The following is a 20375-nucleotide window of genomic DNA, read 5'->3' as shown; positions in this document are numbered from 1 at the left end:
GGCGACCTCGGTCTATCGACCGGCCTTCAATTGCGCACCGCGAGCGAGCAAGTCGTCGCGCAACTGCTTTCCCTGCGCCATCGCCGCGGCCCGCAGCTGCCTGATCTCCTGCTTATCGGGGCGGACGAACCCGCGCGCCTCCTCGATCCGGGCGGTGGCCTGCGACCGCGCCGCGTCGGCCGCGGTCATCCGCTGCTCGGCCCGAGAGCCTGCCCGATCCAGGTGAGCGTCGACGATTCCCGAGAGCGTGGTGTTCGACATGGTGTTTCTCCTCGTGTTGGCGCCGGAGTCGGTGTTTCCGGCTGACGAGAAAGACAATGACCGCTCCCGCTGACAGCGCACCGATAGCGCGCTGACACTGTCGGCGCTCGTGGCGGCCGGGCCTTCACGGCCGGGCGGAACCGAGTCCGGCCAGCGTGCGCAGGACGGTGAGGGCGGCGTCGTGGCCATCGGGGGCCAGGACGGAGAACAGAAGTTGTTGCACTTCATCGGCTTTCGGTAGGAGCTGGGCGTACTCGCGGCGGCCCGCGCGGGTGAGGGTGATGCGGCGTTCGCGTTTGTCGGCGGGATTGACGGCGCGCTTGATGAAGTTCTTTCGCTCGAGCGCACCGGCGGATTGCGCCATCGTCGAGGTGTCCGCGCTGATTCGTACGGAGACCTCCTGCTGGGTCATGGGGCCTTCCGCGTAGACGACATTGAGAATGGCGAACTGAGTGGGTGTGATCGAATCCCCGACGGTGGCGTTCCAGATGGCGTTGTGCCGTTGGTAGAGCAATCGGATCAGGTGTCCAGGTGTGTCTGCGAACACATGGGGCACCAGCCGCGAGGTCAGAGATTCCATCCGCCGATTAGACCACGATCTGGACACTCGACATGGGCGGTCCGGTCGTTTGCCCGCTATTTATCCGACCGATTTCCGCCAAATTCATACGTGTACGTACCATCTCCAGCCGCCACCGCTACCGATCAAATCTATTGCAGTCCAACATCTTTGACTGCTGAGACGGTCTTGCCCAGGCGTGGACCCCCTGGTTTTGGGGTTGTCGCCGTAGATCGCGCTGGTGTACTGTTCTGAATCGAGACGGGAGGCGGGGTCGAACCGGCGGGGGTCGCAACGAATTCGCTACCGTGAGATTTGCGTGTACGCATCGATTACCAAAATAATACGGGGGGTATTCGACGAGTCGTGATCAAAATTAATACTGCTGTGTAATTGCTTTATCAGGGTGCTCACCGATAATTCCGGTCGGCCCTGCCGCTCGACGGCAGGCCGTATTTCAACGCGCGCGGTCGCTCGCGTCCGAAAAGTCCGCCGGATTACCACATAGGGATCGACCTAAGGAATGAGCGCATGACCGCCTCGAGAACCATCGACATCGATAGACCCGACGAAGACCTACGGCCTGAACCCAGGTCCACGCGGCCCACGCAGCCCGCGCTGCCCCGGCTGCTCGGCGTAGCCACCGCCAACCCGCCCCACCGCTACAGTCAACGCGAACTGCTCGACCTGCTGAATATCACCGACGCCAAGATTCGTGGCGTCTTCCTCAACGGCGGCATCGAGACGCGGTACCTGACCTTGCCGCCCCGCGATCGCGAAGGCGAATTCCGAGTCGAGACCCAGGGTGAACTGCTGGCCAAGCACCGAACGCAAGGCGTGCGGACCGGGGCGGCCGCCGTGCGCCAGTGCCTGGCGGGCATCGGCCGCGACCTCCGCGACGTGCGTTATCTGGTGGCCGTCACCACCACCGGCTTCCTGACACCGGGATTCAGCGCGCTGTTGATCAACGAGCTGGGGCTGGACCCGGACACGGCCCGGCTCGACGTCGTCGGCATGGGCTGCAACGCGGGCCTCAATGGTCTTGCCGCCGTGACGAATTGGTCGGCAACGCATCCGGACGAGCTGGCCCTGCTGGTCTGCTCGGAGGCGTGTTCGGCGGCTTACGTGTTCGACGGCACGATGCGTACGGCGGTCGTCAACAGCCTCTTCGGCGACGGCGCCGCCGCGTTGGCGGTACAAGCGAGCGGCGACACCGGGGCGGCCGGAAGTGTCAGCTCGTCTCCGACGCCCGCACTGTTGACGACCAGCAGCTACATGATTCGGCACGCGGTCGGTGCGATGCGCTACGACTGGGACGAGGACGCCGGGAAGTTCAGCTTCTACCTGGACAAGGAAGTGCCCTACGAGGTCGGCGCGCACGCCGAGATCGTGATCGACAAGCTGCTGCGCGGTACCGGATTGCGGCGCAAGGACATCGCGCACTGGACCGTGCACTCCGGCGGCAAGAAGGTCATCGACGCGGTGAAGATCAACCTCGGTCTGACCTCCCACGACCTACGGCACACCTCCAGTGTCATGCGCGATTTCGGCAACCTCTCCAGCGGCTCGTTCCTGTTCTCCTATCAACGGCTGCTCGAGGAGGGCCGGGTCCGGCCCGGTGACCACGGCGTGCTCATGACGATGGGCCCCGGCTCGCAGATCGAGTCCGCGCTTCTCCAGTTCTGACGCTTCTCCAGTTCTGACACAGACCAATGAATTCGACTCCGGGGGTAACAATGAGCTTCGAAACCGCTACGCATGTCTTGCCCGCGGTGATCTCCGCCGATCAACCGCTGACCGAGGACCTGCTCGCCGCGGTGTCCGCGATCGCGGTCCGCGCCGAGGACGCCCCGGCGGACAAGCCGCATGCCGTGGTTCTCTACGTCACGGGAACCCGTTCGGGACAAGAGTTTTCGTGGCCGGGGCCGGTGGACATCGGTCTCGTCGGCAAGTGGGAAGCCGCGCTGCGCCGGCTCGAACAGGCGCCGGCACCGATCATTGCTGTGGTCGGCGGAAACGCCTACGGGCCCGCAGCGGAACTCCTGCTCGTCGCGGATTACCGCATCCTGCGCTCCGGCAGCACTTTCGGGCTCGCCACCACCGATGGGGGAATCTGGCCGTCCATGGCGTTGTATCGGCTGGTCGCCCAGCACGGGGCCGGTCCGGCGCGGGCACTCGTCGTGCAGGGTCGGACACTGTCGGCCGCCGAGGCGCAGGCGCACGGTCTCGTCGACGCGGTGATCGCGGAGGACGATGCTCGAGCGGAGACCGCGATGGTGCAAGCGGGCCTCAGGTTGTTCGAGTCGGCCGCCGGGACGGAGATCGCCATCCGCCGCCGACTGCTGCTGGACGCGACCGCCATGCGTTTCGAAGACGCGCTCGGCGCGCACCTGGCGGCCTCCGACCGATCCCTGCGGCGGCTCCGGGCGGCATCATGACCATCCCACCCTCGCCGTTCACCGGAGACCTCGCCCACGACAGCGCCGCGCTGCGAGACTTCGCCGCCGAATGCGACCGCACGCTGCGCCGGCTCGGTCCGGTCGCGGAGCGAGACGCCGACCGGGCCGCGCAGGCCGCACGCGCCCATCACGCGGTGCGCGCGCTGCGCAGGGCATTTCTGCGCAGACATGCGTCCGCGGTGTACCGGCGCGCGACCGGCGACCTGCGTGACTCGCTGCGGCTGGCCGACCTGGCGGCCGCCGCGACCGCCCGATTCCCCGGCCTACTGCCGCAACCGGCGCAGCTCGCCGCCGACGCCGCGGTCGTCCAGGCGCACAAGGAAGGCTGGGAGATCGATCAAGGGATCTTCTTCCACGCGGTCTTCGCCGACCCCGTCGCAGGCGAGCACCTGCTCGACGCCATGCGCCGACCGACGCCAGCCGCTCGAGCGCTGCTGGCCGGCTACGAGGCGACCGGCCGGGTCGCGCTGCCCGCGGTGACCTTGACCCGATCCGGGCACACCGCGACGCTCACGATCATCAACGTCCACTGCCTCAACGCCGAGGACAACCAGCACGTCGCCGACATGGAAACCGCGGTGGACCTGGTGCTGCTCGACCCGCGCTCCAAGGTCGGCGTCGTGCGCGGCGGCGAGATGACCCATCCCCGCTACCGGGGCAAGCGAGTGTTCAGCGCGGGCATCAATCTCGCCGAACTGCATGCGGGCCGGATCTCCTACCTCGAGTTTCTGCTCGGGCGCGAAACCGGATACCTCGCAAAGATTTTGCGTGGTCTCTCCGACGACAGCGACAGCTGGCCACCCACTCCGCGCACGAAACCCTGGATCGCCGCGGTGGACACCTTCGCGATCGGCGGCGGTGCGCAACTGCTGCTCGTCTTCGACCGCGTCATCGCCGCAGCCGACAGCTATTTCAGCCTCCCCGCCGCGCAGGAAGGGATCGTGCCGGGCGCGGGCAACCTGCGGCTCGGGCGCACGGCGACCTCACGGGTGTCGCGCGAGGTGATCCTGTGGGGCAGGAAGATTCGCGCCACCGAACCCGACGCGCGCTACGTCTTCGACAGCGTCGTCGAACCCGGGGCCCTCGCCGCCGAAATCACCAGGGCCGCCGAGCAACTCGCCGCCGACGCGGTGATCGCGAACAAGCACATGATCGTGACCGCCGAGGAACCTCAGGACGCGTTCCGCCGCTACATGTCCGAGTTCGCGCTGCACCAAGCGCTGCGGCTCTACGGCGAAGACGTGCTGGCGAAGGTGTCCCGGTTCAGTGCTCGCGCACACGACAGTGCCCCATCGCAGGCCGACGCCGCAGCCCAGACCGGTGCGTCGGTACCGCGCGAGGCCGGAGCGCGGCGGTGACCCTCGAGGACCTGACCACCGTGGTCTATCGCAAGCAGGGGCGCGTCGCCACCGTCGAACTCGACCGGCCCGAAGTCCTCAACGCAATGAACCTGCGAATGCACGCGGAGCTGGCGCGGGTGTGGGATGACATCGAACGCGACGACGACATCTGGGTGGCGGTCCTCAGCGGCCGCGGCGGGCGCGCATTCTCCGTCGGTCAGGACCTGAAGGAACTGTCCACGCGCAATGATCGCGGCGAAGGACATTCGTCGTTCGGCAGCGCGGGCAAACCGGGGTACCCGCGGATCACGGAGCGGTTCCGGTTCGCCAAACCGCTCGTGGCGAAGGTCGAGGGGTACGCACTCGGCGGCGGCTTCGAACTGGCCCTCGCCTGCGACATCGTGATCGCTGCCGACAACGCTGAATTCGGGCTCACCGAGGCCAGACTCGGCCTCATCCCGGGTGCGGGCGGGGTATTCCGGCTGCCGCGCCAAGCGCCCTACCGGATCGCGCTCGGACATCTGCTGACGGGGCGGCGCATGAGCGCCGCCCGCGCCGCCGAGCTCGGGCTGGTCAACGACGTGGTCCCGATCGACGACCTGGACGCTCGCACCGAAACCTGGGTGGCCGACATCCTCGCCTGCGCGCCGCTCTCGGTGCGCGCCATCAAAGAGGCCGCCGCGGCGGCGGCAACGATGCCGCTGCCCGACGCCTTCACCGCCGCCTACCACTGGGAGACGTTGCGAGCGAATTCCGCCGACGCGAAGGAGGGCCCGCGCGCCTTCGTCGAGAAACGACCGCCCAGCTGGACCGGTCACTGAACTACCAACCCGCCCGATACGGATCTATCAGAAACAAAGGACCGATGATTTCACCGACATCGCCCCGGCTCGGCCGCGACATCATCTTCGATTACCTGCACGAAGTGGGCATCGAGTACGCCTTCGGCGTGCCGGGCACCCACGAAATCCCGCTGCTCGACGGAACGACCATCCCCGAGAACGGTGTCGAGTACGTGCCGTGCCTGCACGAGAACATCGCCCTCGGGGCCGCCATGGGCTACGCGCGCATGTCGGGACGCCCTGGCGCCGCTATCGTGCACATCACTCCCGGCACGGCCAACATCATCGGCAACCTGTTCAACGCCTACCGATCGAACATCCCGCTCATCGTGTTCTGCGGACAGCAGCACAGCGAACTGCTCGTCCAGGAACCGATCCTGGCTTCCGACCTGGTCCACACGGCCGAGCAATACGCCAAGTGGGCGTACGAGATCCGCAGCGTCGACGAGATGCCGCTGGTCTTGCAACGCGCGTTCAAAGAATTGCTGGTCCCGCCGTTCCGCCCGGTGTTCCTCTCGCTGCCGTGGAACTTCCTGATCGAAGCGCCTGCCATACAGGAGCGGGGCCGGGTGACGCGCATCGCGCACGCGGTGGCGGGAGATCCGAACGGCATCGCGGCCGCCGCCGAGCAGCTCGCGCGGGCGAAGAATCCGGTGGTGCTCGTCGGCGACGGCGTCGGCGAGGCCGACGCCTGGCCGGAGATCGAGCGGCTGTCGCGGGTATTGGGCGCCGCGGTCTACTCCGAGAACCAGGCCAGCCGGATGAACTACCCGAACGACTTGCCGCACTGGCAGGGCGAACTGGTGCCCACCCAGGACGGTGTGCACATGCAGCTGGCCGACTTCGACACCATCTTCCAGATCGGGGTGAACTCGCAGGCGCAGATCCTGGTGTTCCGCTGGGAGAAGGGCCCGATCATCCCGGCCGGTCTGAAACAGGTGACCTTGCACAACGATCCGTGGGAGATCGGCAAGAACGCCTATGCCGAGGTCGGCGTGCTCGGCGACGTCAAGCGCACCCTGCCGCTGATCATCGACGCCATCACCGGCCACACCGAGTACGACGAAGCAGCCGTCGCACAACGCAATCGGCGCGTAGTCGAACTCGACGCCCGCCGCGACGCGGAGTTCGCGGCCGCCGCGGCCACCGCACGAGGGAAGGAGCCCATTCCAGACCACGTCGTGCCGATGGTGCTCGCCGAAGTGCAGAAATCCCTCGACAAACCGCTCACGGTCATCAACGAGGACTTCGCGATCTCGGCCGCGATCCAGAAAGCGATCGCCTACGACAGCCCCGACGCGTACTTCTGCACCTCCGGCGGTTCGCTCGGGTTCTCGCTGCCCGCGTCGATCGGCATCTCGCTGGCCCTCGGCGACGAGCGCTACGTCGTGACGATCGTCGGCGACGGTTCCGCGCTGTTCCACACGAATTCGTGGTGGACCACCCGCAAGTTCGAGCTTCCGGTGCTGTACCTGGTGATGAACAACCACGAATACAAGACCCTGATGACCGGACTGTCCGCGATCGGACAGATCTACGGTTGGCAGCCGACCAACGACGCCTGGTATCTGCGGTTGGGTCGCCCGGCCCAGGACTTCGCCGAGATCGCTGCCTCGTTCGACATTCCGGGTGAAGTGGTGGCCAAGATGGGCCAGCTCCGCGATGCCATGGAACGGGGGTTCAAGTCCCTCGACAACGGCGAACCGTACGTCATCGACATCCGCATCGCGTCTTCGCCCGCGCCGCCCATCGACATGCTGCTGGCCGACAAGCCCGACGTCGACCCGGTGCTGATCGACCGGCTCCAGGCGATGGGACCGCCGTGATCCGCACCGCGCACCCGCCGCACCGGCGCATGGAGAAAGGGAAACAATGACCGACGCACAGCCGAGTTCCTTCCCACTGAACCGCCGCACCATGCTCGGCGGCGCCGCCATCGCCGCGCTCGGAGCAGCGGGCCTCGGCGGGTTCCTGGTCACCGAGAACCGCATCGGGCCATGGCGATTGACCGCGCGCGGCCTGGTGGACCGACTACAGGACACCGCGGGCGGCTCCTTCCCGGGATGCCGCCGCAACCATGCCAAGGGGGTCGCCGTCGCCGGATACTTCGAGAGCAACGGCAACGGTGTCGAGCTGTCGAAGGCCTCGGTGTTCCGGGCCGGTCGCTACCGCTTGGACGGCCGCTTCTCCCTAGCGGGCGGCAACCCGCATATGCCCGACGTGCCGACCGCTCCGCGCGGGCTCGGGTTACGGCTGTTCCTGCCCGGGCGAGAGGAGTGGCGGATGGCGATGATCAACGTTCCCGTCTTTCTGGACGCCACCGCACAGGATTTCTACGACAGGACCCTGGCGTTCGCGCCGGACCCGGCCACCGGTAAGCCGGACCCCGCCGTGATGAAACGGTACATCGAGACACACCCGAAAACTGCTGCCGCGCTAGGCATCATCGAGCAAGGCGCACCGCCGCCCACCTTCGCGACCTCGGCCTTCTTCGGGCTCAACGCTTTCCGGTTCACCGACGGCGACGGCGTCACCGTTCCCGTGCGCTGGCGGCTGGAACCGGACAGCCCGCCTCCTGCGACCGGCCCCGGAAGCGGTGATAGCGCCCTTTTCGACGGCCTTGTCGCCGACCTCGAGAGGGGCCCGCTGCGATGGCGGCTCGTCGTTGTCGTCGGGGAGCCGGGGGATCCGACCGACGACGCGACCCAGATGTGGCCGAGCAACCGCCGCGCCGTGCACGTCGGCACAGTCGTGCTGGACCGCGTCGCCACCGAATCGGCCGGCAACGTTCAAGACGTCAACTTCGATCCGCTGGTGCTGCCCAACGGAATCGAGCCCTCCGACGATCCGCTGCTGCACGCACGATCGGCGGCCTACAGCGAGTCCTACCGTCGCCGCGCCGGGGAATCGAAACCCCTCGGCGCGGTGGTGGTGAAGGAGGTCTGACGACAATGGTGCTCGACGAAGTTGCGACCGGCACAACGCGTTTCGGCCTCACCGCGCGGATCCTGCACTGGACCATGGCCGTCCTGATCCTGGCGATGATCGGTATCGGCGCGGCGATGGTGGGCTATCTCGGCAACTACAGCCGGTTGCTGACCTGGCACAAAACCATCGGCTTGGCGATCCTGGTGCTCGCCGTGATCCGCATCGCCTACCGCATCCGTCGCAGGCCGCCACCGCAGATCGACACCATGGCCCGGCCGGAGCGGCTCGTCGCGACCGGCTCCGAGATCCTGATGTACGCGCTGTTTCTGCTCCAGCCGATCGTCGGGTGGGCTCTGGTGTCGGCATCCGGCATCCCGATCCGTGTGCTCGGAGGCCTGCGCGTTCCCGCGATCGCACCCGCCGATCCGGAACTGTATGCGCTGTTGCGCACCGCACACAGTGCGCTGGCCTACCTTCTGGTGTTCGCGCTGACCGCACATATCTGCGCGGTCCTGTTCCACGCGTTGGTCTTACGCGACGGGCTGCTTCGTCGCATGACCTTCTCGTACCGCCGCTAGATGAACGGAACGGCCGGCCCCGTCACCGGGATCGTCCTGGCGGGTGCGACCCTGCGGGCGCCGTTGACCTGCGTCGGACCGCTGGTACCGGTCATCACCCACGACACCGGGCTGTCCGCCGCGGCAGCGGGACTACTCACGGCCCTGCCGCTGCTGGTTTTCGCGGCGGTGCCCGCGGTGGTGCTCCACACCGTGCATCGCGGGGCCGAACAGCTCGTGCGGCTGGCCATGGCCGCGCTGCTGCTGGGGATCGTGCTGCGCTCGATGCCCGGCTCCTCGGGTCTGTTCGCCGGGACCGTGGTCATCGCGGCGGCGATCGGGTACGCGAACGTGCTGCTGCCCGCGATCGTGCGCGGCGGCGTCCCTGCGGCGCGGATCATGACGGTCACCGCGGGCTATGTGGCGGCAATGACCGCGGCGGCGGCCGTATCGTCCGGGATCGCGGTGCCACTGGCCGAAAACCTGCCTGGCGGATGGCGTTCCGCGCTCGCCGCCGGAACGCTGCTGGTCGTTCCCGCACTACTGGTGTGGCCGATCGCGGAGTCCGGGCCGAAGCCGCCGCGGGCCGAGCCGCGCGCGTCGATGCCGTGGGGCTCGGCGCTGGCCTGGCAGGTCAGCGTCTTCATGGGGTTGCAGGCGCTGGGGTTCTACACCACGCTCGCGTGGCTGCCCAGCGTGTTGCACGACAACGGAACATCGCCGAGGGCAGCGGGATTCGCGCTGTTCACCATCCAAATCCTCGGCCTGGCGGCCATCAACGCGATGCCGTGGCTGGCCCGCACGATATCCGCAAGGCGCCGCCTCGCGGTGGTGGCCAGCGCGGTCGAAGCCACGGGATTCCTGCTGCTGGCCCTCGCACCCGACCTCGCCCCGCTGGCGATCGGAATGCTGGGCATCGGCTCCGGCGCCTGCCTCGCCTCGGCGATGGCGTTCCAGAGCGAACGCGCCACCGACGTCGGCCGAGCCACCGCCCTCGCGGCCATGGCCCAAACCGTCGGCTTCGTCCTCGCCGCCCTCGGCCCCGCCCTCCTCGGCCTCCTCCGCGACCACACCCACAACTGGGTCCCCGCCCTTCTCACGCTCACCGCCGCCACCGTCCTCCAAGCACTCATGGCGGTCGGCGCAGGCCGCCCAGAAACCGTGCGCCACTAGGCATCCCGCCCGGCGGCGACAGCAGGCCCCACACACCTTCTGCACGCGCCACAGACGCCGTGCCTATGTGACGCGTGCGGAACGTCTGTGGCGGTTCAGGTCGGGTTGACGGCGAGGACGGTGGCGGCGTTGAGAGTTATGCCGATGCCGATCCCGCCGACGGTCCACCCGAGGGCTTTTGCGCTGTTTCGGGTGAACCAGTCGTTGATTCGTTGCAGGAACGGATCGACCCGCTGGTGTGCGGCGAGGCGGGCCAGCGCCAAGGCGATGGCGGGCAGGGTCATGACGACGCAGTAGGCGGCCAGCACGAAGCCCGTCAGCTGCCAGGCGAGATCGGCGTTGGCGATCAGGCCGACGGCGGCGAGGTAGGGCAGCATGGTGGCGACTTCCAGGGCGGCGGCCACGAGTGCGAGCTTCATCAGGCTCCGTGCGTTGCCGCTGCCCGACATCGTTCTGGACCGCCAGCGCTGGATCTTGCCGGGGCTCCCGGACCGCCGTTCGGCCCTGGCCTCCAGCCGATAGCTCAGCGCGATGATGAGGATGCCGAGGATCAGTTGCCCGATCCGCAGCGGAACCGGTGGGATGTCGATCGCGCCGACCGCTGTCAGCGCAGCATCCGCGCCGAGGACCAGCAGGATTCCGATGCCGAAGTAGAACACCGCGACGGTCCCGAGGTAGGCCGCGATCCGGCCTGCCCGCAACCGCCCCGGAGTCAGCAACAACCAGATGGGGATCAGCAGCGTGCCGAAACTGGTGCTGTCGATGAGCGCGAGTCCGATCAACGCCGCGACAAGTGTGAAAGTCATCCATTCCCTTTCGGACCGGCAGGACTCTCATCGTCGAGCAGCCGAACTCCTACCCGCATCCGACAAAAGAAGGACACCGGGTCGTACATCGATGCGAGTGTGGTGCGTCGTAGGCTGCCTGCCGGGTCTCCGGCCTGTTCCATGGAATGGGTCGAGTGCTGAGGGCAGGCAGTGGCGGATCGTGTTCGGTGAGGAGTTGGTTGGTGTCTGTCGATGTGCATCCCGATGTCGCCGAGGCGAGGCTTCTTTTCAGCCATCTGGGTTTGGAGATTTCGGCTGCGGTTCCCGAGACGGAGAACGCCGAGTACGGAGCGTTCGTCTCCAGCGTGGGTCGCGGGTCGGTCAGGTTCCGGGTGGGCAAGCTGACGCCGACCAAAGTGGGTCTGTTCGTGACGGTGTGGAAACGTGCGGCGGACGGGTCGACGGAGCCGTTGGCCGCCGAGGACTCGATCGACCTGCTGGTGATCACTGCCCGGGAGGGGCGGCATTTCGGTCAGTTCGTGTTCCCGAAGGCCGCGTTGGTCGAGCACGGCATCGTTTCCGTGGCCGGTCGCGGCGGCAAACGGGGGTTTCGTGTGTATCCGCCGTGGTCGGCGACCCAGAATCGTCAAGCGATGCGGTCTCAGAAGTGGCAGTGCGACTACTTTCTCGAGCTCGACGACGGCGAAAAGGTAGATCTGCAGCGGGCGCAGCGGCTCTACGACATGGTGTATCCGACGTCCGGGCCGCAGCGGTGATAGCAGACCTTGTGCGCGACCTGGCGTTTCAGGTCCGAGGCCACACTCGCATCAGCTCGGAGAGGTACCGAAACTGCCCTCGAGCCGGTTCCGCGACCCCGGGTGTATCAGTCGGGCCGCACTGACCAGGCCGGTCGACGACCAGGTACGCCGCCGGATCAACAGGCACGGTTCCGAACGCGGAATGCCGAGCAGCCGGCATTCCTCAGCGCCGGCCAGGACCGCCTCGACGACATGCTCACCACGCTCCAGCGGGGCCACCTTACTGAGATAGGTGTTCGGGGTCAGCGTGGTGAAATCCTGCTGGAGGTACTCCGGCGCCTCGGCCGGGTTGACGTAGCGGTCCTCCACCTGAATCGGCACATCGTCCTCGAAATGCACGATCAGCGAATGGAACACCTTGCCGCCCAGTGCGTTACCCAGCACCGGGTGACCGATCTCGACCTCCTCCGCCCGGACGAACACCACCTCGGTGCGGTGCCGATGCCCGCGCTGCTGGATCTCGTCGGCGATGTTCTTCACCTCGAACAGCGGTGAGGCCGTTTTGGTCGGCGCCACGAAGGTGCCGACGCCCATCACCCGGTTCAGCATGCCCTCGGCGGTGAGGTCGCGCAGAGCCCGGTTGATCGTCATCCGGGACAGGCCCAATGCGTTGACGAGTTGGTTCTCGGAGGGGATCTGATCGCCCTGCTGCCACCGGCCGCCCTTGATCTGCGAAGTGATCAACTGCTTGACGCGCTCGTACGCGGCGCACTCGGTACCGAGTCCGTCGTACAGCGCGGCCAGGTCCGCGTCGACTATTGCGATCGCCACCACCGACATCCGTTCCCTTGCCTCACGGGGCTTCCCACCGACGCGCATCATCATCGCGCCAGCGCCCGTAGCTGCCGAGTCGCGACCGACAGCGCCACCAGGTCTCGGTCGCCCGCTTCCGAGATTGCCTCGAGAATACGTTGTGCACGGTCCAGCTGGGCCACGCTGCGGTCCGCCCAACGATCGATGACGTCCTCGGCGCGCTCATCCGGGTCGCCGTCGAAGTTGGTTTCATCTCACTACCTTCCGGCGAAGATCGCCACTGACGACGAGCTTGCTTGACAGTTAGTTGTATATACAGGAATATACACCTAATTCCGGCTTCTAGTGACCCGGCGCACATCCGTCATTTCGAGGAGAGAACTCATGACCGACGCTTCCACCACGCCCGAACCCGGCCCGCGTCCCGTGTCCGCCGGCCGTGGCACCGAACTGAGCACTCTCGGATGGCAGCAAGAGGGTGCGCTGCGGATGCTGATGAACAACCTCGACCCCGAAGTCGCCGAACGCCCCGACGATCTCCTCGTCTACGGCGGCACCGGCCGGGCCGCACGCAGCTGGGCCGCGTTCGATGCGATCGTGCGCACCCTGAAGACCCTGAAATCCGATGAGACGCTGCTGGTTCAGTCGGGCAAGCCGGTCGGCGTCTTCCGCACCCACGAGTGGGCGCCCCGCGTTCTGCTGGCCAACTCCAACCTCGTCGGCGATTGGGCCAACTGGGAAGAGTTCCGCAAGCTGGAGCAACTGGGCCTGATCATGTACGGCCAGATGACCGCCGGTTCGTGGATCTACATCGGCAGCCAGGGCATCCTGCAGGGAACCTACGAAACCTTCGGCGCGGTGGCGCGTAAGCGCTTCGGCGGATCGCTGGCCGGCACCATCACGCTCACCGCGGGTCTCGGCGGCATGGGCGGCGCCCAGCCGCTGGCGGTGACGATGAACGGGGGCGTGGCCCTCTGCGTGGAATGCGATCCGGCACGCATCGACCGCCGCATCGACCACGGTTATCTCGATACCAAGGCCGAGACGGTGCAGGAGGCGCTGGACCTGGCGATCCGCGCCCGCGACGAGCGCAGGCCGCTGTCCATCGGCCTGCTCGGCAATGCCGCCGAGGTCTTCCCGCAGCTGCTGTCCATGGCGGCGCCGATCGACATCGTCACCGATCAGACCTCGGCACACGACCCGCTGTCCTACCTGCCGATCGGCGTCGCGCTCGAGGACTGGCACACCCTCGCCGACAAGGATCCGGGCTGGTTCACCACCGAGTCGCAGGCATCGATGGCCAAGCACGTCGAAGCCATGGTCGGCTTCATGGACAAGGGCGCGGAGGTCTTCGACTACGGCAACTCCATCCGCGACGAGGCCCGCAAGGGCGGCTACGACCGGGCTTTCGAGTTCCCCGGCTTCGTCCCGGCCTACATCCGGCCGCTGTTCGAGGAGGGCCTCGGCCCGTTCCGCTGGGCCGCACTGTCCGGCGATCCGAAAGACATCGCCGCCACCGACCGGGCGATCCTGGAACTGTTCCCGGAGAACGAGCACCTTCATCGGTGGATCACCCTGGCGGGCGAGAAGGTGAAGTTCGAGGGTCTGCCCGCGCGGATCTGCTGGCTCGGGTACGGCGAACGGCACCGTGCCGGGTTGAAGTTCAACGAGATGGTCGCCTCCGGCGAGCTCTCCGCGCCCATCGCCATCGGCCGCGACCACCTCGATTCCGGCTCGGTGGCCTCGCCCTATCGAGAAACCGAGGCGATGGCCGACGGCTCCGACGCCATTGCCGACTGGCCGCTGCTCAACGCCCTGGTCAACACCGCCTCCGGCGCCTCATGGGTGTCGATCCACCACGGTGGCGGCGTCGGCATGGGCCGCTCCATCCACGCCGGGCAGGTATGCATCGCCGACGGCACCGAACTGGCCGCCCAGAAGCTTGAGCGCGTGCTCACCAACGATCCGGGTATGGGCGTCATCCGGCACGTCGACGCCGGCTACGAACGGGCCGCCGAGGTGGCCCACGAGCGCGGCGTGCGCATTCCGATGCACTCTTGACAGCTTGTATATACAGGACTAGACATATCCCGGTGCGGCGTGATCCAGCGCACAGCTCCGGATCGTTGTGAAAGACGCCACGAGCCGAGACGCCGCACGACGGATTCGCTGCAGAAAGCCAGGCCCGCCATGAAAAACGACGGCAACCAAGAGGATCTCCTCACCCCCGAACGCCGCACCATCGACGTCGTGCCCGACAACGAACGCCACGGCACCCCGCGCAGTCAGTTCACCCTGTGGTTCGGGGCGAACATGCAGATCACCGCGATCGTCGACGGTGCGCTCGCGGTGGTGTTCGGCGCCGACGCGCTGTGGGCGATCGTGGGTCTGCTGATCGGCAACGTCGTCGGTGGCGCGGTGATGGCGCTGCATTCGGCCCAGGGCCCGCGCATGGGGCTGCCGCAGATGATCTCCAGCCGCGCCCAGTTCGGCGTCAAGGGCGCGGTGGTGCCACTGATCATGGTGATCCTGATGTACCTCGGATTCGCCGCGACCGGGACCGTGCTGGCCGGCCAGGCCGTGAACAAGATGCTCGACATCGACAACCCGACGATCGGCATTCTGATCTTCGGCGGCCTCACCGCCTTCGTCGCGATCACCGGCTATCGACTGATCCACGTCGTCGGGCGCATCGCCACCGTCATCGGCATCATCGGCTTCACCTACCTGGCGATCCGGCTGTTCGCCGAATACAACGTGGGTGATTTCGTCGGCGTCGTCGGCTTCGACACGGCCACCTTCCTGCTCGCGATCTCCCTCGGCGCCGGTTGGCAGCTGACCTTCGGCCCTTACGTCGCCGACTACTCCCGTTATCTGCCGCGCAGCACGAGTGAGCGCACCACCTTCTGGTCCACCTTCCTCGGCAGCGTGATCGGCTCGCAGTGGTCGATGACCTTCGGTGCGCTGGTCGCCGCCGTCGCGGGTGATGCCTTCCTCGGCAATCAGGTCGGCTTCCTGGGTGAGCTCGCCGGTCCGGCCGTCCTCGCGTTCCTGATCTACCTGGTGATCGTGGTCGGCAAGCTGACGGTCAACGTGCTCAACGCCTACGGCGGATTCATGTCGATCCTGACCACCGTCACCGCGTTCAACGGCCGGTCCCAGATCTCCACCGCCGCACGCGCTCTCTACATCCTCGGATTCGTCGCGGTATCGATGCTGATCGCCATCGCAGCCAGCGCGGACTTCCTGAACAACTTCAAGAACTTCGTGCTCGTGCTGCTGATGGTGTTCACCCCGTGGAGCGCGATCAACCTGATCGACTACTACCTGATCTCCAAGGAACGCATCGACCTGCCCGCGCTCTACGACCCGAAGGGCCGCTACGGATCCTGGAACGTGCCCGCACTGAGCTGCTACGCCCTGGGTGTCGTCGCACAGATCCCGTTCCTGGCGCAGAAGATGTACACCGGACCGATCACCGGCATGCTCGGCGGCGCCGATATCTCCTGGATCGTCGGCATCGTGTTCACCGGTGCGATCTATTACCCGCTCGCCAAGCGCACCAACAACCCGCCCGCGCAGATGATCTATCCCTCCCAGACCGAGATGGTCGATACCCGGATCTAGGAGTCATCCATGCCAACCACCGCACTCACCGATATCGGGCTGCTCGTCACCAACGATCCCGCCCTGGGCGACGGCGTCCTCGGCCTGCGACGGAACGCGGCGGTCGTGTTCGAAGACGGCATCGTCGTGTGGGTCGGTGATTCCACCGACGCACCCGCGGCGGATATCGGCCACGAGCTCGGCGGTCGCGCCGTGCTACCCGGATTCGTGGAATCGCATTCGCATCTGGTGTTCGCCGGCGATCGGGCCGAGGAGTTCGCGGCCCGGATGTCCGGGCAGAAATACGCCGCGGGCGGTATTCGGACCACCATCGAGGCCACCCGGGCCGCCACCGATCAACAGCTCGACGCGAATGTGCGGCGGCTGATGGACGAATCACTGCGGGCGGGCAGCACAACCGTCGAATGCAAGTCCGGGTACGGGCAGTCGGTCGAGCACGAATTGCGCAGCGTTCAGGTGGCGGGACGCCACACCGACGAGGTGACGCTGTTGGCTGCGCACGTCCCACCGCCGGAGTACGCCGGGCGCGTCGACGACTACGTCGCGATGGCGTGCGCGGAGATGATCCCCCAGTGCGCGCCGCACGCGAAATGGATCGACGTGTTCTGTGAGCAGGGCGCCTTCGACCGGGATCAGGCACATGCCGTGCTCAGCGCCGGTATGGCGCACGGGCTGATTCCGCGGGTGCACGGAAACCAGCTGCGGCAGGGGCCCGGTGTGCAACTCGCGGTGGAGCTGGGCGCGGCCTCGGTCGACCATGTCACGCATGTGAACTCCGCCGATATCGACGCGCTCGCCCACAGCGACACCGTCGCCACCCTGCTGCCCGGCGCCGACTTCTGCACCCGCAGCAGCTATCCCGACGCCCGCGCACTGCTGGACGCCGGGATCACGGTGGCACTCGGCGCGGACTGCAATCCCGGCACCAGCTACACGACCAGCCTGCCGTTCTGCATCGCGATCGCGGTGCGGGATATGCACATGACTCCCGACGAAGCCGTCTGGGCCGCCACCGCCGGTGGCGCCCGGGCACTGCGCCGCACCGACATCGGCGCCCTCACCCCCGGCGCCCGCGCCGACGCCCTGGCACTCGACGCGCCTACCCACCTGCACCTGGCCTACCGGCCCGGTGTGCCCCTGATCAGCCGAGTGTGGCGCGAAGGCACGCTCGCCTACTCGAAGTGAGGAGGCCACCACGATGCACCCCGCACCCCGCTGGACCGGCCGCACCGACGGCACCGCGCCCGAGCACCTGCGCTGGCACCAGGTCGTCGAACCGTACGAACCGGGCACCGAACCGGGCGCCTGCGTGTTCGTCGGCTTCGCCAGCGATGAGGGGGTGCGGCGCAACAAGGGCCGCGTCGGTGCGGCAGCCGGACCCGATGCCCTGCGGCAGGCACTCGCACCGATGGCGCTGACCGGACCGCACCGCGCGTTCGACGCGGGCACCGTCACGGTAGCCGACGAGAAATTGGAGGAAGGCCAGCGCGATCTCGGCGCCACCGTCAGCGCCCTGCTGGACGCCGGCCACTTCCCGATCGTCCTCGGCGGCGGGCACGAAATCGCCTACGGCACCTACCTCGGCGTCGCCGGATCCACGCGGCGTACCTCGGCCACCCGCATCGGAATCCTCAACCTCGACGCCCATTTCGACCTCCGCGCCGATCCGGTACCCAGCTCCGGCACCCCGTTCCGGCAGATCCTCGAAGCCGAGGGCGACGCGGTGCGCTACGCCGTGCTCGGCATCAGCCAGCCGAGCAACACCGCCGCGCTGTTCGGCACCGCAGCGAAGTTCGACGTGCGCTATCTCCTCGACGACGAGTGTGACCCCGCCACATCGCTCGCCTTCGTCGAGGACTTCCTCGCCGAAGTCGACCTGGTGCACCTCACCATCGACCTCGACGTCCTGCCCGCCTCCGTCGCGCCGGGCGTCAGCGCGCCCGCGGCGTTCGGGATCCCCCTCCCGACGATCCAGGCCGTCTGCGACCGGGTGACCGCGAGCGGCAAACTGGCCGTCGTGGACGTGGCCGAGCTGAACCCGAGACTGGATATCGACAACCGGACCGCGCGCACCGCGGCACGACTGCTCCACCGCATCACTACCCGGCACATCCCGTACCGGACCGTCGGCTGACCGTTCGGTTCATTCGGTGCACACGCGAATTCCGGTCCATCCCAACGGCAATTGAAGGCGTCGTGCTTGTATCTCCTTCACCAATTCGGCGTACCCCTCTCGGGCCTCGCTCAGGTGAAACCATGCCCGGTGGCGCGCTTCTTCATCTGCCGAATGCAGTACGGTCCACCACGTCTCGGCGTAGATCTTGGCGATGTGGCTCAGCACCTCACCCAGCGAATGCGTGTGCTTGGGCGCACCTTTCGTACGCGATATGTTCCGCGCTGCCCACGAATCGATCTCGTGCACGACTCGATCGATCCCTGCGCGAACCTGCTCACAAAAACCCGCTCTGTGCTGCGGTGTCCGGGTGGCCCGTACCGGTATCAGTTCGGCATGCATATCGCCGAGTTCTCGTACCCATCCAACGAGGGGCAGGTTGCTGGTATAGCGGCCTGAGATCGCCTGAAGTACATGCGTGGGCTCCAATAACGGAACCTTCTCGGCCGACGGTTTTCGGCCGCTCATTCGGTCCATTGTGGGTGTAAATCCGTTCAGATACATCACTCACTGCCTCACTCGCTGCCTCGAGCCGGAATCGGGTCGGACTCTTGTGGCGCCAGTCGGGTCAGCGCGAGGTATCCCGCACCGACGGCTACCGCCCATACGGCGCCGACGACTATGGCGGTGCGCCCGCTGCCGGTGAACAACAGCAGGATCACAACGAGAACGAGGAGTCCGAGCGCGAACGCGGTGGTCACCGGTGCGGCGGGCAGCCGGTAGTCGCTGGCAGGCAGGGCACCGGCCTTGACGCGGGCGCGGTAGATCATGTGGCAGACGAGAATGATTCCCCAGACGAAGATGATGCCAACGGTGGAGACCGAGGTGATGTAGGCGAATGCCTTGTCCGGGGAAATGGCGTTGACGATTACGCCGAGGACCATGACACCCGCGGAGAGACAGATTCCGGCGAAGGGCACCGAGCGGGAGTTGAGTGTGCCGACCACGGCGGGCGCTTCCTTGCGCAGCGACAGGCTGCGAAGCATCCGCCCCGTGGAGTAGATGCCCGAGTTACACGACGACAGTGCGGCGGTGAGCAGCACGAAGTTGATGATGCCTGCCGCGGCGGGGATTCCGATCTGCTCGAAAACTTCGACGAACGGGCTCTTTCCCGCGTGAAACGTCCGCCAGCTGGCAACAGACATGATCACCACAAGCGAACCGATGTAGAACAGGCCGATGCGGATCGGAAGAGTGTTGATCGCTTTCCGCAGCGTCTTCTTCGGGTCGCGGGCCTCGCCCGCGGTCACGCCGACGAGTTCGACGCCGACGTAGGCGAACAACACGATCTGCAATGTCATCAGAGACTGTCCGAAGCCCTGGGGGAACACCCCGCCGTCGTCCCACAGGTTGGTAACGGACGGCTGCGCGGCGTGACCGAATCCTATTGTCAGGACACCGATCCCGATCATGATCATGCCGACGATCGCGGTGATCTTGACAGCGGAGAACCAGAACTCGGCCTCCCCGAACAGCCGTACCGAGACCATGTTCGCACCGAACAGCGCGGTCAACACGACCAGCGCGGTGATCCACGGCTCGATGTCGAACCAGTACTCGACGTACTTGCCCGCGACGGTGATCTCGGCCATGCAGGTGCTCACCCACACCGCCCAATAGGTCCAACCGGTGGCGAACCCGGCGAAGCGGCCGAGGAACTCGTTGGCATACTCTGCGAAACTGCCGGACACCGGCCGGTAGGTCAGCAACTCCCCCAGTGCGCGCATGATGACGAAGACGGCTAGGCCCGCAACGAGATACACCAGAATCAGCGCGGGCCCCGCCTGCTCGATCGCTCCGGCCGAGCCGTAGAACAGACCGGTGCCGATCGCCCCGCCGATCGCGATCATCTGGATCGTCCTCGGAGTCAATCCGCGGGCGTAGCCCTCCGACTCGCTGGTCGTCAGTGCTGGCTGCGCACTTTCCTTCCCCTTCGTATGGCTCTGCTGATCGGAGGTTGTCATACATCTCCTTCGGTGACTGCGGCCGCTATGCGGCGCGGGTCATCGTCTGGATTGATTCCGGTTCGATTCGCCGAACAGAGGCTGCCGCCTCCGAATGTTGCGGTACTTCGGCCCTTCGGCCGCGAATTTGCCCGGTAGGGACAGGAGCGCCCAG

Annotated in this window: 19 protein-coding genes and 1 pseudogene; 13 read left to right on the top strand and 7 right to left on the bottom strand. The window is 66.7% G+C overall.

The genetic code is table 11. From position 1 onward, the window contains the following. Nucleotides 1–12: 12 nt before the first annotated feature. Both NL1_RS24980 and NL1_RS24975 read right to left on the bottom strand, forming a co-directional pair. Complete coding sequence (locus NL1_RS24980) at nucleotides 13–261, bottom strand: hypothetical protein (RefSeq protein WP_067844074.1); 249 nt, start codon at nucleotides 259–261, stop codon at nucleotides 13–15. Nucleotides 262–385: 124 nt separating this feature from the next. Further along, entirely contained in the window at nucleotides 386–841 is a 456-nt protein-coding gene (locus tag NL1_RS24975) for a MarR family winged helix-turn-helix transcriptional regulator (RefSeq protein WP_067844066.1), read from the bottom strand. Nucleotides 842–1351: 510 nt separating this feature from the next. Here NL1_RS24975 and dpgA point away from each other — a divergent pair. Genes dpgA through NL1_RS24935 form a run of 8 tightly spaced genes read left to right on the top strand, consistent with a single transcriptional unit; the run spans nucleotide 1352 to nucleotide 10119 of the window. Continuing rightward, nucleotides 1352–2506: a 3,5-dihydroxyphenylacetyl-CoA synthase DpgA gene (gene dpgA, locus NL1_RS24970; RefSeq protein ID WP_067844063.1), complete on the top strand. Its 1155-nt coding sequence runs from the start codon at nucleotides 1352–1354 to the stop codon at nucleotides 2504–2506. A 50-nt stretch (nucleotides 2507–2556) separates the two neighbouring features. Beyond that, nucleotides 2557–3258: an enoyl-CoA-hydratase DpgB gene (gene dpgB / locus NL1_RS24965; RefSeq protein ID WP_067844060.1), complete on the top strand. Its 702-nt coding sequence runs from the start codon at nucleotides 2557–2559 to the stop codon at nucleotides 3256–3258. Next, nucleotides 3255–4637 carry a (3,5-dihydroxyphenyl)acetyl-CoA 1,2-dioxygenase DpgC gene (gene dpgC / locus NL1_RS24960; protein WP_084510930.1) on the top strand — a complete coding sequence of 461 codons (1383 nt, stop codon included), beginning with the start codon at nucleotides 3255–3257 and terminating at the stop codon, nucleotides 4635–4637. Before dpgB ends, dpgC begins: the two co-directional genes overlap by 4 nt. Next, the gene (gene dpgD / locus NL1_RS24955) at nucleotides 4634–5440 is read left to right on the top strand and encodes an enoyl-CoA-hydratase DpgD (protein ID WP_067844056.1); all 807 of its coding nucleotides are present in this window, start codon (nucleotides 4634–4636) and stop codon (nucleotides 5438–5440) included. The genes dpgC and dpgD overlap by 4 nt, the downstream gene beginning before the upstream one ends. A 44-nt stretch (nucleotides 5441–5484) precedes the next feature. Beyond that, entirely contained in the window at nucleotides 5485–7287 is a 1803-nt protein-coding gene (locus NL1_RS24950; protein ID WP_067844053.1) for a thiamine pyrophosphate-binding protein, read from the top strand. A gap of 46 nt (nucleotides 7288–7333) precedes the next feature. Then, nucleotides 7334–8407: a catalase family peroxidase gene (locus NL1_RS24945; RefSeq protein ID WP_067844050.1), complete on the top strand. Its 1074-nt coding sequence runs from the start codon at nucleotides 7334–7336 to the stop codon at nucleotides 8405–8407. Between the two features lie 5 nt (nucleotides 8408–8412). Continuing rightward, on the top strand, nucleotides 8413–8967 hold the full coding sequence (locus NL1_RS24940; protein ID WP_067844047.1) for a cytochrome b: 555 nt from the start codon (nucleotides 8413–8415) through the stop codon (nucleotides 8965–8967). Beyond that, nucleotides 8968–10119 carry an MFS transporter gene (locus NL1_RS24935; protein WP_067844044.1) on the top strand — a complete coding sequence of 384 codons (1152 nt, stop codon included), beginning with the start codon at nucleotides 8968–8970 and terminating at the stop codon, nucleotides 10117–10119. It abuts the gene before it with no gap. A gap of 95 nt (nucleotides 10120–10214) precedes the next feature. Here NL1_RS24935 and NL1_RS24930 read toward each other — a convergent pair whose 3' ends face one another. Next, a complete protein-coding gene (locus tag NL1_RS24930; RefSeq protein WP_067844040.1) occupies nucleotides 10215–10925 on the bottom strand; it encodes a GAP family protein in 711 nt (236 codons plus the stop codon). A 215-nt stretch (nucleotides 10926–11140) separates the two neighbouring features. Here NL1_RS24930 and NL1_RS24925 point away from each other — a divergent pair, with 215 nt between their 5' ends. Then, on the top strand, nucleotides 11141–11662 hold the full coding sequence (locus NL1_RS24925) for a MepB family protein (RefSeq protein ID WP_067844106.1): 522 nt from the start codon (nucleotides 11141–11143) through the stop codon (nucleotides 11660–11662). A 51-nt stretch (nucleotides 11663–11713) separates the two neighbouring features. On the opposite strand, the gene hutC is transcribed toward NL1_RS24925, so the two are convergent. Beyond that, nucleotides 11714–12484 carry a histidine utilization transcriptional repressor HutC gene (gene hutC, locus NL1_RS24920; RefSeq protein ID WP_067844037.1) on the bottom strand — a complete coding sequence of 257 codons (771 nt, stop codon included), beginning with the start codon at nucleotides 12482–12484 and terminating at the stop codon, nucleotides 11714–11716. A gap of 41 nt (nucleotides 12485–12525) precedes the next feature. Beyond that, nucleotides 12526–12678 (bottom strand): annotated as a pseudogene (locus tag NL1_RS40295) (hypothetical protein); the annotation flags it as partial. A 163-nt stretch (nucleotides 12679–12841) separates the two neighbouring features. On the opposite strand from NL1_RS40295, the gene hutU reads away from it, so the two are divergent. The 4 genes from hutU (at nucleotide 12842) to hutG (ending at nucleotide 18218) form a co-directional block, all read left to right on the top strand. Further along, nucleotides 12842–14518 carry a urocanate hydratase gene (hutU, locus tag NL1_RS24915; RefSeq protein ID WP_067844034.1) on the top strand — a complete coding sequence of 559 codons (1677 nt, stop codon included), beginning with the start codon at nucleotides 12842–12844 and terminating at the stop codon, nucleotides 14516–14518. 129 nt (nucleotides 14519–14647) lie between these two features. Continuing rightward, the gene (locus tag NL1_RS24910) at nucleotides 14648–16084 is read left to right on the top strand and encodes a purine-cytosine permease family protein (protein WP_067844031.1); all 1437 of its coding nucleotides are present in this window, start codon (nucleotides 14648–14650) and stop codon (nucleotides 16082–16084) included. A 9-nt stretch (nucleotides 16085–16093) separates the two neighbouring features. Further along, the gene (hutI, locus tag NL1_RS24905) at nucleotides 16094–17269 is read left to right on the top strand and encodes an imidazolonepropionase (protein ID WP_067844028.1); all 1176 of its coding nucleotides are present in this window, start codon (nucleotides 16094–16096) and stop codon (nucleotides 17267–17269) included. Nucleotides 17270–17282: 13 nt separating this feature from the next. Continuing rightward, the gene (gene hutG, locus NL1_RS24900) at nucleotides 17283–18218 is read left to right on the top strand and encodes a formimidoylglutamase (protein ID WP_067844025.1); all 936 of its coding nucleotides are present in this window, start codon (nucleotides 17283–17285) and stop codon (nucleotides 18216–18218) included. A gap of 9 nt (nucleotides 18219–18227) precedes the next feature. Here the strand turns inward: hutG and NL1_RS37835 are convergent, their stop codons facing one another. After that, complete coding sequence (locus NL1_RS37835; RefSeq protein WP_156095030.1) at nucleotides 18228–18725, bottom strand: hypothetical protein; 498 nt, start codon at nucleotides 18723–18725, stop codon at nucleotides 18228–18230. Between the two features lie 47 nt (nucleotides 18726–18772). Then, entirely contained in the window at nucleotides 18773–20221 is a 1449-nt protein-coding gene (locus NL1_RS24890) for an amino acid permease (RefSeq protein ID WP_084510928.1), read from the bottom strand. Between the last annotated feature and the right edge of the window lie 154 nt (nucleotides 20222–20375).

Origin of the sequence: Nocardia lijiangensis NBRC 108240, from assembly GCF_001613045.1 — a bacterium.
Classification (GTDB): domain Bacteria; phylum Actinomycetota; class Actinomycetes; order Mycobacteriales; family Mycobacteriaceae; genus Nocardia; species Nocardia lijiangensis.
Note: the sequence above shows the minus strand (reverse complement) of the source record. Positions and strands in the feature narration are given on the sequence as shown.